The sequence below is a fragment of the Agrobacterium tumefaciens genome (assembly GCA_025559845.1).
In the GTDB taxonomy this organism is placed as follows: domain Bacteria; phylum Pseudomonadota; class Alphaproteobacteria; order Rhizobiales; family Rhizobiaceae; genus Agrobacterium.
In genome coordinates, this window is sequence record CP048470.1 from 1,189,393 (window position 1) to 1,203,648 (window position 14,256).

The window sequence follows — 14,256 nt, forward strand, 5'->3', positions numbered from 1 at the left end:
GACGGCCCTAAAGTTCAGACCTGATTGGCGTCACTCACACACATCAAAAGGGCGGCCGTCGAAGACAGCCGCCCTTTTTTCATCACGCAAATCGGGCGGCTTATGACCGCCCAGTGTTTATCAAGCTGCGCGCTCGGTGCTGAAGTGGCCGCACCAGTCCTTCGACGAAACGACAGGCCACAGACCGCGGGAATCGGCCTGCGGCTGCGAGACCGGCGGGTTGAAACGACAGAGGCCGGCGTCCGCCGATACCTTGCCGCTGTTGGCCGTGTGATCTTCGTAAAATGCACAGGCGTTGCAGGAAGGATTGCTGGACATGGGAGCTCCTTTCAAAAGCTTAAGTTGAAATTATCGATCAAGTTATTAGAATTATTCTAAACTAGAAATGCAATTCGTTGCAAGGGGGCTTTGATAAAAGTCGTCAAAAGGAAGCATTATGGTCTATCGGGAGCGCATCGAAGACCAACGTATCAATTGCATTCTTGACTAAAAATATCATGTTATTGTAGGCCGAAGCCGATCTACACAGACGCTACGGCTTACGCCTCCATTGAAAGTCTCACCCATGCTCGTTCATCGCCGTCCACGAAATGTTTCAACGTCGACCACGGCCACTCGCCGGACTGTTTTGGGGATCATCGCCACGACGCTGGCGTGTGTATGGGGTGTTCCCGGCGCGACCGCTCAAGAACCCAAAACGCTGCGCATCGCCCTGGCGACAAGTATTTCAAACCAGGCGGCCGAGATCGCGGCAACCGAAGCGGAAGCTGCCGGGCTGAAGGTCGAGCTTGTTGAATTCAACGACTGGAACACGCCAAACAGAGCGGTCGCCGACCGCGAGGTCGATGCCAACCTGTTCCAGCACATACCGTTCCTGGAATTTTCCAACACGAACAGCGGACAAAATCTCGTTGCGATTGCACCGGCATTCGGCACCCCATTCGGGCTGTACTCCAAAAAGTACAAAAGTCTGCAGGATCTGCCCGACAATGCACGCATCGTTTTTTCCGGCGATGCGGTCAATACGGCGCGGTCGTTGCGTTTGCTTGAGCGGGCTGGCCTGATCGAACTCAAGCCTGATGTGGGTCACCGGGCGACATTGGAAGATGTCACTGTCTGGCACAAACCACTTCAGATCGTGCAGCTCGATGGACCGCAGATTGCCCGTGCGCTGGATGAGGTCGACGCCGGGGCGACCTACCCGACATTTGCCAAGCTGGCGGGTCTCGACCCGGCGTCCGGGCTTATTTTTGAAAACGACCCGATTTATGCATTCCAGTTCGTAACAAGACCCGAACTGAAAGACGATAAAGAGTTGCGGAAGTTTATCGACATCTACCGGAACTCGGCGGCCGTGAAGGAAAAGCTGCGGTCACTCTATGGCGATCTGGTCTCGTTTCCCTGATAAACCGCGACGCGTAAGCCTCTGATTGGAACACAAGCATGCATGGTGAATACAAGGTTCAAGGCGGCAAGCTGGTTGTCGTCGATCTCGAAAATCTGGATGGCCGCCTTTCGGACGTGCAGGTATCTGGCGACTTCTTCCTGGAGCCGGCTGAAGCACTGGACGATATCCGCACATCGCTGGAAGGGCTGCCAGTCTCTTCCAGCGTCGAAGAGATCATTGCAGCGGTCAGAGCCGGTCTACGCCCCGGTGCCGAAATGATCGGCTTCAGCGCCGAGGCCGTGGCAATCGCCGTCCGCAGAGCGCTTGGCGTAACCGGGACATGGCGAGATTATGAGTGGCAGATTCTGGAGGGGCCCGCTTTGCCGCCGGCAATTCACCTCGCCCTCGACGAAGTGCTTGCCAAGGAAGTCGCGGCGGGTCGCCGCGCTCCTTGCCTGCGGTTCTGGGAATGGGAACGCCCTGCCATCATCATCGGCGGATTTCAGTCGTTGCGAAACGAAGTGGATCTGGAAGCTGCTGCCGAATTCGGTGTGGAGACCGTCCGTCGTGTCACCGGCGGCGGTGCGATGTTTGTCGAGCCCGGCACGACCGTGACCTATTCGCTTTATGCGCCAGCGGAACTTGTCCGTGACATGAGCTTTGCGGACTCCTACGCCTTCCTTGATGACTGGGTCCTGAAAGCGCTGAACTCGCTGGGGATCGATGCGTTCTACAAGCCGCTCAACGACATTTCGAGCACCAAAGGCAAGATCGGTGGCGCGGCGCAGAAGCGCTTCACCGCCGGTTCCGTGCTGCACCACGTCACCATGGCTTACGACATGGACGCCGACAAGATGGTCAAGGTTCTGCGGATCGGCAGAGAGAAGCTGAGCGACAAGGGCACCACCAGCGCCAACAAGCGTGTCGATCCTCTGCGCAGCCAGACCGGCCTGCCAAGGGAAGAAATCATCGAGCGGATGAAGGAGACGTTCCGTTCGTTGAATGGCGGAACTGCCGGCAGCATTTCACCCGAGGAATACGCTGCCGCCGAAAAATTGGCCGCCGAAAAATTCTCGACGGATGAGTGGCTTCGTCACGTTCCGTGACAGGCTAGCCAGTCGAGGACATCGCCATGGCACAAGACACGGGTACTTATGCTCCCACGACGGAGGACTACCTCAACCGTCGGGCAGAGCAACTCGTGCTCGAGGGCTATCGGCTGCTGGCCGATCCGATCGATGATATGCGCGACCGGTCAGCACCGGCCGCGTTGCGCTTTTATCAAGACAAACTTGGCGCCTCTGCGGGAGCGGAGGCTGCAGCCGCACTCGAGCGGTTCATGACCTCGCTAAATACCTGCGCGTTCCGTCCCCTCGTCGCTTACCGGGCCGGATCACGCTTCATCAGTCCGGACGAAGTGCTTTTGCTTGGTATCGTTGCCGGCATCCAGCATTGGGATGAGCAAATATTCCGCGTTTGCCTGACGCAACTCTGCCCCGAAACCAGCCTGATAAAAGTGGCCGCTTCGGCGGAAACCTTTGCTGCCACGCTTCGCAATCTCGGTGTGGTTCTGGCACCCCTGCCCTTGAGCCTGAGAGCACGCATCACACGCCAGTCCGAAACCGTCCTCCGCGCGTCCCGGGCGACCAAAACACTCCATTAAATCGGAAAATTCGCGCTCGTCTGGCTTGTACGACAGAGGCTGATGCGGCCAAAATCAGACACCAACACACCATGATTTGTGAGATTTTGAAGGTCGAACGAGAAAAATCGACCGATTCAATCGTTCCAATGGTCCGGGCCGACCACCGGCTGTTTTCAACCGTTGAATGTTGAATGAAAAGCACTACTTTTTTACTGAAGTGCGACATCTTGTCAGTCGGCCTTGGGTGACGTATTCGAGACCCATAGGAACCCGAGCCGATGAACAAAACGGTTTGATGGCGCCGCATTTCGACGCCATATACATCATGAAGTTGGGATTGCGATGAACCTTTACCTGGACTACCTGGCTGAAATCAAAAGCAGAGAAACGCAAGGGCTTGCACCCAAGCCGATTGATGACGGCGCGCTCACCAGCGAAATCATTACGCTGATCAAGGACGCCGGCAGCGAGCACCGGTCCGATGCTCTCAAGTTCTTCATTTACAACACCCTGCCCGGCACCACGAGTGCGGCTGGCGTCAAGGCAGCGTTCCTGAAAGAAATCATTCTCGGCGAGACGGTTGTTCCCGAAATCACACCGACATTTGCGCTGGAACTTCTGTCGCACATGAAGGGTGGCCCGTCGGTCGAAGTCCTGCTCGACATCGCGCTCGGCAACGACGCTGCGATTGCCAAGCAGGCTGGTGACGTTCTGAAGACCCAGGTCTTCCTGTATGATGCCGATATGTTCCGCCTGCGTGATGCCTTCAAGGCTAGCAATGCCATTGCGACGGACGTTCTGGAAAGCTACGCCAAGGCCGAGTTCTTCACCAAGCTTCCCGATGTCGAAGACGAGATCAAGGTCGTTACGTTCATCGCTGCAGAAGGCGATATCTCCACCGACCTTCTCTCCCCCGGCAACCAGGCGCATTCGCGTTCGGACCGCCAGCTCCACGGCCAGTGTATGATCACGCCGGAAGCGCAGGCGGAAATCGTCGCGCTGCAGAAGCAGCATCCGGACAAGCGCGTGATGATGATCGCCGAAAAAGGCACGATGGGCGTTGGTTCGTCGCGTATGTCGGGCGTCAACAACGTGGCGCTGTGGACCGGCAAGCAGGCCAGCCCCTACGTTCCTTTCGTCAACTTTGCCCCTGTCGTCGCAGGCACCAACGGCATTTCGCCGATCTTCGCGACCACCGTCGACGTGACGGGCGGCATCGGCATCAACCTGAAGAACTGGGTCAAGAAGACCGGTGAAAACGGCAAGCCGATCCTCAACAATGACGGTAACCCGATCCTTGAGCAGAAATTCTCGGTCGAGACCGGCACTGTCCTGAAGATCGACGCGAAGAACAAGAAGCTTCGCGACGAGACTGGCAATGAGCTGGTCGATGTTGCCGCTGCTTTCACGCCGCAAAAAATGGAATTCATGAAGGCCGGCAGCTCCTACGCTATCGTCTTCGGCAAGAAGCTCCAGACATTTGCCGCGCAAACTCTTGGCATCGAGGCGACGCCTGTCTTCGCTCCGAACAAGGAAATCGCGATCGAAGGCCAGGGCCTGACCGCAGTTGAAAAGATCTTCAACCGCAACGCCGTCGGCGTTACGCCGGGCAAGGTTCTGCACGCCGGTTCCGACGTTCGCGTCAAGGTCAACATCGTTGGCTCGCAGGACACAACCGGTCTGATGACCGCGCAGGAACTCGAGGCCATGGCGGCGACCGTCATTTCGCCGCTCGTGGATGGTGCTTACCAGTCCGGTTGCCATACGGCATCTGTCTGGGACAAGAAGGCACAGGCCAACATTCCGAAGCTCATGTCCTTCATGAACAATTTCGGCGTGATCACCGCGCGCGACCCGAAGGGCGTCTATCATTCGATGACGGACGTGATCCACAAGGTGCTGAACGACATCACCGTGGATGACTGGGCAATCATCATCGGCGGCGACAGCCATACCCGCATGTCCAAGGGCGTCGCCTTCGGTGCGGACTCCGGCACCGTCGCACTGGCGCTCGCCACCGGCGAAGCAACCATGCCGATCCCGCAGTCGGTCAAGGTGACCTTCAAGGGCACGATGCAGCCGTACATGGACTTCCGCGACGTGGTTCACGCAACCCAGGCGCAGATGCTCAAGCAGCACGGCGACAACGTGTTCCAGGGCCGCATCATCGAAGTGCACATCGGCACGCTTCTCGCTGACCAGGCCTTTACCTTCACCGACTGGACGGCCGAAATGAAGGCCAAGGCTTCGATCTGCATCTCGCAGGACGAAACCCTGATCGAGTCGCTGGAAATCGCCAAGTCGCGCATCCAGATCATGATAGACAAGGGCATGGACAATGCCGGCAAGACCCTGCAGGGCCTGATCGACAAGGCTGACCAGCGCATTGCGGAGATCCGTTCGGGTGAAAAGCCCGCACTGACGCCGGATGCCAATGCGAAATACTTCGCCGAAGTCGTTGTCGATCTCGACGTGATTGACGAGCCGATGATTGCCGACCCTGATGTCAACAACGTCGATGTGTCGCGCCGCTACACCCACGATACGATCCGCCCGGTGTCCTATTACGGTGGCACCAAGAAGGTGGACCTCGGCTTCGTTGGTTCGTGCATGGTGCACAAGGGCGACATGAAGATCGTCGCGCAGATGCTGAAGAACATCGAAAAGGCCGAAGGCAAGGTCGAGTTCAAGGCGCCGCTCGTCGTTGCGGCGCCGACCTACAACATCATCGATGAGTTGAAGGCTGAAGGGGACTGGGAAATCCTGCAGAAGTACTCCGGCTTTGAATTCGATGACCTGAAGCCGAAGACGTCCAACCGTACCGAATACGAGAACATCCTTTATCTTGAGCGTCCGGGCTGCAATCTCTGCATGGGCAACCAGGAAAAGGCTGAAAAGGGCGATACCGTTCTGGCAACCTCGACCCGTCTCTTCCAGGGACGTGTTGTGGAAGATACCGCCGAAAAGAAGGGTGAATCGCTGCTGGCCTCGACCCCGGTCGTGGTGCTGTCGGCAATTCTCGGTCGCACCCCGAGCATCGAAGAGTATCGCTCGGCTGTCGACGGCATTGATCTGACGAAGTTCGCACCGCCGAAGACCACACCGATCGATTCCCTTTCGGTTCACTACTAAGATTTCGATCTCAAAAAATAGTGCGGCCCGCGAAGACAATCTCTTCGCGGGCCGTTTTGTTTAAAAGCCAGATTTTACAGGCGATAAAGCGGCGCTGAAGGGTCAGGACGCCATGGGCAGGGACAGGCGATCCCAGCACGTATCAATGCCTGACGGCAGCCTGTGCTTCATGATCCGTTGACTGGGCGTGCGTTCGAACTCATCGACAACAGCGATGTAACGCGGGTTCTGGTAGGTGGCCAGCCGTTCACCGAGCCAGGCGGAAAGCTCTGACGGATGCCAATGACCATGTGGCGCCATCAACACCGCGGTTTCGCGGAGCCGCTATACGCCGGGAGAAGCCGAGCAGCGCTTTTCCGCGCTGGTAACGGTTGCCGCCAGGTCTATTTCGATGGCTGGCGGCGCCCGAAGATAGAGCAGGCCCAAGCAAAAGAAGCCACCGCCACGCAATCGCAGCGCATGGAACAATCGATCCGCCGGTGCTCTCTTAGCGCTCGCCGTTCACGAATGGGCTGAAGACCATCAGGCTCAGGATTTCAAACAGAACCTGCGCCCCGGCATGGGCGGTGTTCGTTGTTGCGTCATATTGCGGCGCGACCTCCACGACATCGCCACCAACCAGATTGATCCCCTTGAGGCCACGGATCAGTTCCAGCACCTCGCGGCTGGTCAAACCACCGATTTCCGGCGTGCCGGTACCGGGAGCAAATGCCGGGTCCAGACTGTCGATATCAAAGGACAGGTAGGTCGGGCCATCGCCGATCACCGCTTTCGCCTTCTCGATAATGGCTGGAATGCCAAGCCCGGTAACCTCTTCGGCATGGATGACCGTCATGCCGGACTCGTAGGAAAACTCCCATAGATATTCCGCCGCACCTCGAATACCGATCTGGATCACACGCGTCGGGTCGAGCACACCATCGAGCACGGCGTTGCGGAACGGTCCACCGTGATGGAACTTCGTCAGATCGTAAGCCCCACCCGTATCGCAATGCGCGTCGATATGGATCATGCCGACAGGGCGATTTTTTCCCACGGCGCGAAGAATGGGGTGGGTGATCGAATGGTCTCCTCCGACGGAGAGTGGCACGACACCGGCAGAAACGATCTGGTCGACGCGTTTTTCGATATCCTCATGGCTCAATTCCAGACGATAACGGCTTCGGAACGGCACATCGCCAATATCCGCAACGCGCAGTTCATGAACGGGAGCGCAACCAAGTACGTGGTTATAGGGTCCGATGCGTTCGATGGAACGCAGTGCGCGCGGCCCGAAGCGGGAGCCGGGCCGGTTGGTAACGCCGAGATCCATCGGCACACCGAGCAGGGCCACCTGGAGATCGCCGAAATCAGGCGTTTCAGCATCGACGGATAGATGTGGGGCCGTCAGAAATGTCGGGATGCCGGAGTAAGGCGCAAGGCGCGTACCGCCTTCATTGAAAATCTTGTCGGCAACCTTTCGAAACTCCGGGTCGAACAGATCTCCCCCATGACCCTGCCCGTACTTCGAACGCAGTTCTTCCAGTTTCTTGTCGTCAAACGCCATATCTGCCTCACAGAGTTGGAAAGGGGTGACGAAAACAAAGCACACCCGTCTACGGCCGACATCGGCACGCAGCTTTTTCATCCCCTTCATTCTTATTGACGACAACTATGGACGATTGGGATTGGAAATCAATTGACATTGTTATAGCGTTTTATGTGAGAAATTCTCACATGAATTGCCGTGGAGTGCACCCCTTTGCCTAGCCGTCTGCCACCGCTGAACCCTTTGCGCGCGTTCGAAGCCGCTGCCCGGCGAGGCTCGGTGTCCGCCGCCGCCCGGGAACTCAACGTGACGCACGGCGCGATCAGCCATCAGATCCGGGCATTGGAACAGTCGTTCGATACGCCTCTGTTCGAGCGCAACGGCAAGCGCCTGAAACTCACGCCACAAGGCGCGCTGCTTCTGCCGGCTGTGACCAGCGCGTTTGACGGGATCGCGGCGGCGACGGCGGCGATGACAAGGCCGGCAACCAGCGGCGAGCTGACCGTGACATGTGTGGCGGCACTCCTGTCCTTCTGGCTGATACCGCGCATGGACCGGTTTACCGAACAGTTCCCCGGTGTGACCTTGCGGTTGATTGCATCGAACGACGCAGCGTCGCCCTTTTCCCCGTATGTCGACGTCTCGATCCTTTATGGCGACGGTAACTGGGGTGATTGCTGGACGCGCCTATGGAGCCGCTTTTCGCTCTTTCCCGTTGCCGGCCCCACACTCCTCAACATGCAGCCGTTGCGTTCCATCCGCGATCTGCAGGACCACGTGCTACTCCATTGTGACGACGGTCGTGAATGGAATACCTGGCTCGCAGCGGCCGACGCCCGCGATCTGCCCCGTGGCCGCCAGCACTTCATGGGAGATGCCCGTCTTGCAACGGAGGCCGTGTTGCACAATCAGGGTGTCGCCCTCGGTGACTCGATCACGGCGGGCGACCTCATTGCAAAAGGCGAACTCGTCGCACCGTTCGATCTCGCAGTGCCCGCAAACCATGCGCTTTATGTGGCATGCCGCTCAGACAAACGGGCAGCACCGATCGTCCAGGCCTTCATCGACTGGCTGTTTGCAACGATCGAAAGCGATATGCCGCATGAGCCCCTCAACTCCGCACGCACCATTCTCAGACAGCGCCAGCCTCGTTCGAGGGTAGAAGACGATTCCTCAATATAAAAGAGGTGCCTTGCGGCGCCTCCTCGATCTCTTTTCCTCTGTACAGCCTATTAGAACCGGGCTGTCATGCTGACCCAGAAGCGACGACCTTCCATGACGGTGTTGAAATCGTCGGTGCCAACATCCTTGTCGAAGACGTTATAGATCGCCGCATTGAAATCGACGTTTTCAGCCACGGCATATTTCGCGCCGATATCGAGGGTGGTGTAGGCGTCGTATTTACGCGCCGCCTTGCCGTTGATCGTGACGGCCGTGCCATTGGTGCCGATACGCGGCCCCGCGTTGATCTCCGATCCATGGTAGTTGACCGATGCCCATGCTTCCAGTCCGTCGATCGGCGTTACCCAGTCCCCTCTGAGGTTGGCCATATGCTCAGGCGTACGGGCCAGCGGCAGACCTTCATAGTCACCGGTCTTCTGTTCCGAATGCGTGTAGGTGTAGCTGCCACGGAAGGTCAGTTCCGGTGTCGCATACCAGGTCGCGGTCAACTCGACACCCTGGATCACCGCATCATCGATGTTGTAGTTGTACCAGAGGCGGTAGTTCGGATCTTCGCTCCAGCGCACCGGATCGCCGCTGGAATCGAGTACCAGGGCATTGGAAATCTTGTCCTTGAAGTCTGTGTAGAAATAGGTCGCACCGAGCGCCACATCGCCGTTGTCCCAGAGCGCTGCCAGCTCGTAGCTCGTGCTCTTTTCCGCTTCCAGATTGGGATCGCCAATGATAACGCCGCAAGTGCCGGTTGGGCCATAGGTGCAGCCGCCGCCGCCCGTGGTGTAGGCGTAACCGGGCGCTACCTGGCGGATTTCGGGTGCACGGAAGCCAGTGGAAACACCACCCTTGATGGTCAGATCCTGGGTCGCGCTCCAGACACCGTAAATACGCGGGCTGAAATGGTTGCCGTATTTTTCGTGGTTATCGAGGCGCAAACCGCCGGTCAGGGCAAAGCTGTCAATGATGCGCCATTCGTCCTCGACGAAAAGCGCCCATTGCGTCGCGGAAAATGTTTCATCCAGACCGGAACGGCGACCTGGATTCTGGTCGGTGAGCTGTGCTTCGAAATATTGTCCGCCAGTGACCAGCGTATGACCGCCAAACAGTTCGAACGGCGTTGTGAACTTGCCGTCGATAACGGTATTGCGGATTTCCGGAGAACGCGGGTTTTCGGTAACCCGGCCAGTTCGGACATTGCGCGTGAAATTGGTGCGTTCGGCCCATTCCTGCTGGATCGAGAATTCCGAGGTGGTTGGCCCCCACCGGCCGGTGTGCGACAACGACCAATGGTCACGCGTGTTGATGTTGTAGGTGCTGTTCGCATCCGTCGCGGCAAGGGATTCCCCCGGCTCTGCGTCGCGACGCAGACGTGTCTTGCCAGCTTCGAGGTAAATGTCGTGGTCCTCATTCGGTGTCAACGTCAGCCGGCCGTTGAAATCAAACTCCTTAGCACCCGTCGTGCCGTTCAGGATACGATCCTCACTGCGTTTGAAACCGCGACCCCAGACCTGCAGGCCGAGCACGTCCTTGAGGATCGGCCCGTTTGCATACCAGGAAACCTGACCGCTATTGCCGAAGCGTGAATGCTGCTGTGCCGTTCCTTCGGTCGTCACGGAGCCGGACCAGACATCGCCAACCTTGCGGGTGATGATGTTGATGACGCCGCCCATGGCATCCGAACCATAAAGCGAAGACATCGGGCCGCGAACGACCTCTATACGCTCGATGGCCGAGACCGGCGGTATGAAGCTCTGCTCGAAACCGGAATTGCCGTTTGTACGGGCATCACGCGTGCTTTGGCGTCTTCCATCCACCAGGATCAGCGTGTAGGCACCTGGCAGGCCGCGAATGAAAATGTCTCTTTCATTGGCGATGCCGGTGACGGCCACGCCCTGCACCTCGCGCAGCGCATCGGTCAGATCACGGTAAGATCCCTTCTCCAGATCTTCGCGCGTCACCACCGTAATGCTGGCAGGCGCGTCCTTGACGTTCTGTTCGAAACCCGCAGCCGTTACGACGATCTGCTGGAGTACGGTGTTGTTTTCGGTTGCCTGCTGGGCGAAAGCCGGAACGGCCAGACCCAACGCAGTGCCCGCCATGCCAACAGTGATGACGGCTCGCGTAACTTTTCCAGCCCCGAAATGGCTGCAGCGCTTCACTTCCATGTTATGCCCCCGCATTTAACTTGAGAATTTACCCCCACTTATTTAGGAGCAGTGACAGGCACAACGGCTTTGTTTTCGAACAATTCTAAATTCTGGAAATTGCAAAATGGGGGCTTCGCCAGCCAGCGGTGGGGCGAAATATCGACGAATGGCAACCAAGAAGCGAAATGAAGACGAGGCATCGGCTGCGAAGCCTGACAAGCTCGGACAGTTGAAGCTGCTGATCGCGTTTGACGCGCTGCTGCGTGAAGGCAGTGTCAGCCGCGCGGCGGCTGGCATGGGGCTGCCGACCTCTTCGATGAGCCGGATTTTGCAGCAGCTTCGCGAAAAATATGACGACCAGATTTTCCTTCGCACCGGGCAAGGCCTTCTGCCAACACCCTTTGCCGAAGAAATGCGACTGCGCATTCGTTCCCTGGCGGCGGAGGCTGAAAATCTCATCGATTACAGCAAGGATCGGCCTGACCCGGCCGCTCCGGCAAAAACGACCGGATGGGAGCGACCGTTGCTGATGGAGGCGCCGCCCCTGGCCGTGCGTCCCAGCCTTCTGCTTGAGGGGCAGCCCACGCCCGAGCACATTGCCACCCGTCTTGCCAACATCGGTCACAATGCCGGCCCACAGCAGCGATTGGCGAAATACATCGCGACCTCCTCGATGGGCATCGGTAACAGCCGACCGCTCAGCCAAACCGAAGCGATGGATGCTCTTTCCATTATTCTCGATGGCGATGCAGATCCCATACAGATCGGCGCCCTGCTGGCGACAATGCATTATCGCGGTGGAACGGCAGCGGAGCTTGCCGGTTTCATCGAGGCCATGTGGGAGCATATGAACAGGGGCCAGAACCCGCCGGGATCGGTCGATCTAGACTGGCCCGTTTATATTTCACCCAAGCACCGGGACGCACCGTGGTTTCTGCATGCTGCCCGCCTGGTTGCCATGGCAGGCTACAGTGTGCTTCTGCACGGACACATGGGCCAGGGCGACAACAGCGGCAAGCTGGAAATCGCTGCGGAAACAAGCGGCATTCCGATTTGCCAATCCCTGGCTCAAGCGGCCGAAGCAACGGCATCGCACGGCTTGGCTTATCTTCCCATCGGCGGTATCTCGCCACAGTTCCAGAGCCTGCTCGGACTGCATGGGCTGCTGGAGATGCGCCTGCCCCTGAACACCGTGGTCCATCTGCTCAACCCGTTGCGCGCCCGAAACGTGATCATCGGCGTTGCGCGCCCGTCTTATCAGGAACTGCACCGCGATACGGCCAAACTGCTGAAGATGGATAACCTCGCAGTTCTCGGCAACACCCGGGACTTTGCACAATTCACGCCCTTCCGCAGCACCCGGATTTTTGGCCTCTCGCGAGGCGAAGATATCGAGGCTTTCATTCCCGGCCGCGACATGCCGCCTGCGGAAATGCCGACCATGTTCACGACCTTCGAATATTGGCGTGCCGTCTGGACGGGAGCTGCACGCGATGAACGAGCTGAAGCGACCATCATTTCTACGGCAGCAGTTGCCCTGATGCTGGTAAACGACATGACCATGTCGTTCGATGATGCCGTCGCACGCAGTCTCAATCTCTGGCAGGAGCGTTCGCGCAGCGTCGCCCACGTCTGACTTGGATTTGCCTCAGGCGTTGGCGGTACTTTTCTGCAGCGCCAGATATTCCCAGATCGCGACCATCAACAGTACCACCGTGCTTGCCAGTTGCAAAACGTAAAGCGGCAGGCCCTCAAGCGGCAGAAGCAGGCATAGGATCGCAACCCCGACGAAATGCGAGACGGGCCGCTGATATGCGGCAGCGATTTTCACGCCGATATTGCCAGCGAGAAACAGGATGGGGCCGCCGAGAATGGCTATCGCTTCGCGGAGCGTCGCACCCTCGTGGCTGTGAGAGAGGCTGAAATCCTCACCCACCGCAGTGACTATAATGCCTGCCACAATGGGCAGATGGCCGTAGTTGAAAAGGTTATGGGCAATCTTGGCCTTCTCATCCGCATGCTCGGCCTTGCTCGATGCCTTTTGCTGTCCATGGTGAAAATAGATCCACCACATGGCCACCGTGCTAATGAACGCCGAACAGAAGACCACAAACGTCATGCCGGAGTTCATGTAGGACGTCGCGGTTCGACCGGTTGTCAGGATCGTTTCTCCCAGGCAGATGATGACAAACAGCGCACAACGTTCTGCGAGATGCTCTCCCGACAGATGCAGCCTGTCCTCATCGCTCGAGGGAATTCCAGGAACGACATAACGGCAGACGGGACCGGCATATTCGATGGCGAGTGCGACGCCCCAGAAAAGAAGCCGTCCTGTCAGATCTGAGAAACCACCGGCAATCCAGAAGAGGCTGGAGATGACGAGCCAGACCGTGACACGTGCGAAGACAAGAAAGGATTGCCTGTCCTCGTCCCTGAAAACGTAAAGGGCAAAAAGGCTTCGGCCAATCTGTAGTGCGCTGTAAATGAGAGCAAATGCCGGGCCCTGCTCTGCAAATGCTTCAGGAAGCGCGATGGCCAGCAAGACACCGCCAAACATCAGGACAAAAAGAAGAAGCCGAACCTGCTCAACTTCCGTGTTCAGGAGATTGGTGATCCAGGTCGTATGAATCCAGAGCCACCACAAAGACAGGATAAGGATGGCTGCCTCAAGGAGAGCGGTTGGACCAAAATCTTCCGCCAGCGCGTGCGATAGCTGGATCAATGCAAAAACGAAAACCAGATCGAAAAAGAGTTCCGGGAAGGTCGCCTTTTCCGCTTCATGCCCTTCCTGTTTGATCCAGCTTTTCGAAAGACGTTTGTTTTCGGACGGCTGTGGTTCGGTCCCAGCGGTCATGTTGCCCCCATATACATTGGCCATTCACGTGAGAGGAAAAAAGCGGGCGGCGTGGCTATTCAAGATCGACCATTGAAAACAATACGGCACTGAGGCGGTTCGCATATGTCCCTCGACCTTCCCTCACCCTCCCAGATTAACGGGAGGCAGTTCAACGGGAATGTGCATTTTGCACTTCTGGCCCCACCGAGATGGGGCTCTCCGCTTTCGCTGTCAGGTAACTCGTCCTGCCCAGCCTTTCTCTCAAAAGACGTTCAATGGCCTGCGGTCGCGGTGAGGCGGTCTCCGCCATGTAAAGCGCCACTGCCAGTTCCATATCGTCGGGAAAGGTCATCAATTCTGTTCCGTTGGCAACACCGGACAGAAACGCGCAATTCGGTTTTAGGT

General features: G+C 57.7%; 11 protein-coding genes and 1 pseudogene. 6 read left to right on the plus strand and 6 right to left on the minus strand.

Annotation, left to right across the window (positions count from 1 at the left end; translation table 11 throughout):
• Positions 1 to 120 precede the first annotated feature (120 nt).
• Positions 121 to 318, minus strand: coding sequence for a hypothetical protein (locus FY156_21825; GenBank protein UXS04141.1), 198 nt, complete (start codon positions 316 to 318; stop codon positions 121 to 123).
• Positions 319 to 565: 247 nt separating this feature from the next.
• Here FY156_21825 and FY156_21830 point away from each other — a divergent pair, with 247 nt between their 5' ends.
• The 4 genes from FY156_21830 to FY156_21845 all read left to right on the plus strand — a co-directional run bounded on the left by FY156_21830 (position 566) and on the right by FY156_21845 (position 6,164).
• Positions 566 to 1,405 (plus strand): iron ABC transporter substrate-binding protein, encoded by an 840-nt coding sequence (locus tag FY156_21830; GenBank protein ID UXS04142.1) that lies wholly within the window; start codon positions 566 to 568, stop codon positions 1,403 to 1,405.
• A gap of 38 nt (positions 1,406 to 1,443) precedes the next feature.
• Positions 1,444 to 2,493, plus strand: coding sequence for a lipoate--protein ligase family protein (locus FY156_21835; GenBank protein ID UXS04143.1), 1,050 nt, complete (start codon positions 1,444 to 1,446; stop codon positions 2,491 to 2,493).
• A gap of 26 nt (positions 2,494 to 2,519) precedes the next feature.
• Positions 2,520 to 3,050 (plus strand): hypothetical protein, encoded by a 531-nt coding sequence (locus FY156_21840; GenBank protein UXS04144.1) that lies wholly within the window; start codon positions 2,520 to 2,522, stop codon positions 3,048 to 3,050.
• A 324-nt stretch (positions 3,051 to 3,374) separates the two neighbouring features.
• Positions 3,375 to 6,164 carry a bifunctional aconitate hydratase 2/2-methylisocitrate dehydratase gene (locus FY156_21845; protein ID UXS04145.1) on the plus strand — a complete coding sequence of 930 codons (2,790 nt, stop codon included), beginning with the start codon at positions 3,375 to 3,377 and terminating at the stop codon, positions 6,162 to 6,164.
• A gap of 102 nt (positions 6,165 to 6,266) precedes the next feature.
• Here the strand turns inward: FY156_21845 and FY156_21850 are convergent.
• A pseudogene (locus FY156_21850) lies at positions 6,267 to 6,431 on the minus strand (ATP-dependent acyl-CoA ligase).
• A gap of 220 nt (positions 6,432 to 6,651) precedes the next feature.
• On the minus strand, positions 6,652 to 7,710 hold the full coding sequence (gene speB / locus FY156_21855; GenBank protein UXS05197.1) for an agmatinase: 1,059 nt from the start codon (positions 7,708 to 7,710) through the stop codon (positions 6,652 to 6,654).
• A 195-nt stretch (positions 7,711 to 7,905) separates the two neighbouring features.
• On the opposite strand from speB, the gene FY156_21860 reads away from it, so the two are divergent.
• Complete coding sequence (locus tag FY156_21860) at positions 7,906 to 8,874, plus strand: LysR family transcriptional regulator (protein ID UXS04146.1); 969 nt, start codon at positions 7,906 to 7,908, stop codon at positions 8,872 to 8,874.
• Between the two features lie 50 nt (positions 8,875 to 8,924).
• Here FY156_21860 and FY156_21865 read toward each other — a convergent pair whose 3' ends face one another.
• Complete coding sequence (locus FY156_21865) at positions 8,925 to 10,967, minus strand: TonB-dependent receptor (protein ID UXS05198.1); 2,043 nt, start codon at positions 10,965 to 10,967, stop codon at positions 8,925 to 8,927.
• A gap of 214 nt (positions 10,968 to 11,181) precedes the next feature.
• On the opposite strand from FY156_21865, the gene FY156_21870 reads away from it, so the two are divergent.
• Positions 11,182 to 12,651, plus strand: coding sequence for a glycosyl transferase family protein (locus FY156_21870; protein UXS04147.1), 1,470 nt, complete (start codon positions 11,182 to 11,184; stop codon positions 12,649 to 12,651).
• A 12-nt stretch (positions 12,652 to 12,663) separates the two neighbouring features.
• Here FY156_21870 and FY156_21875 read toward each other — a convergent pair whose 3' ends face one another.
• Entirely contained in the window at positions 12,664 to 13,869 is a 1,206-nt protein-coding gene (locus FY156_21875; GenBank protein ID UXS04148.1) for a hypothetical protein, read from the minus strand.
• A 151-nt stretch (positions 13,870 to 14,020) separates the two neighbouring features.
• Complete coding sequence (locus tag FY156_21880; GenBank protein ID UXS03188.1) at positions 14,021 to 14,203, minus strand: hypothetical protein; 183 nt, start codon at positions 14,201 to 14,203, stop codon at positions 14,021 to 14,023.
• Positions 14,204 to 14,256 lie beyond the last annotated feature (53 nt).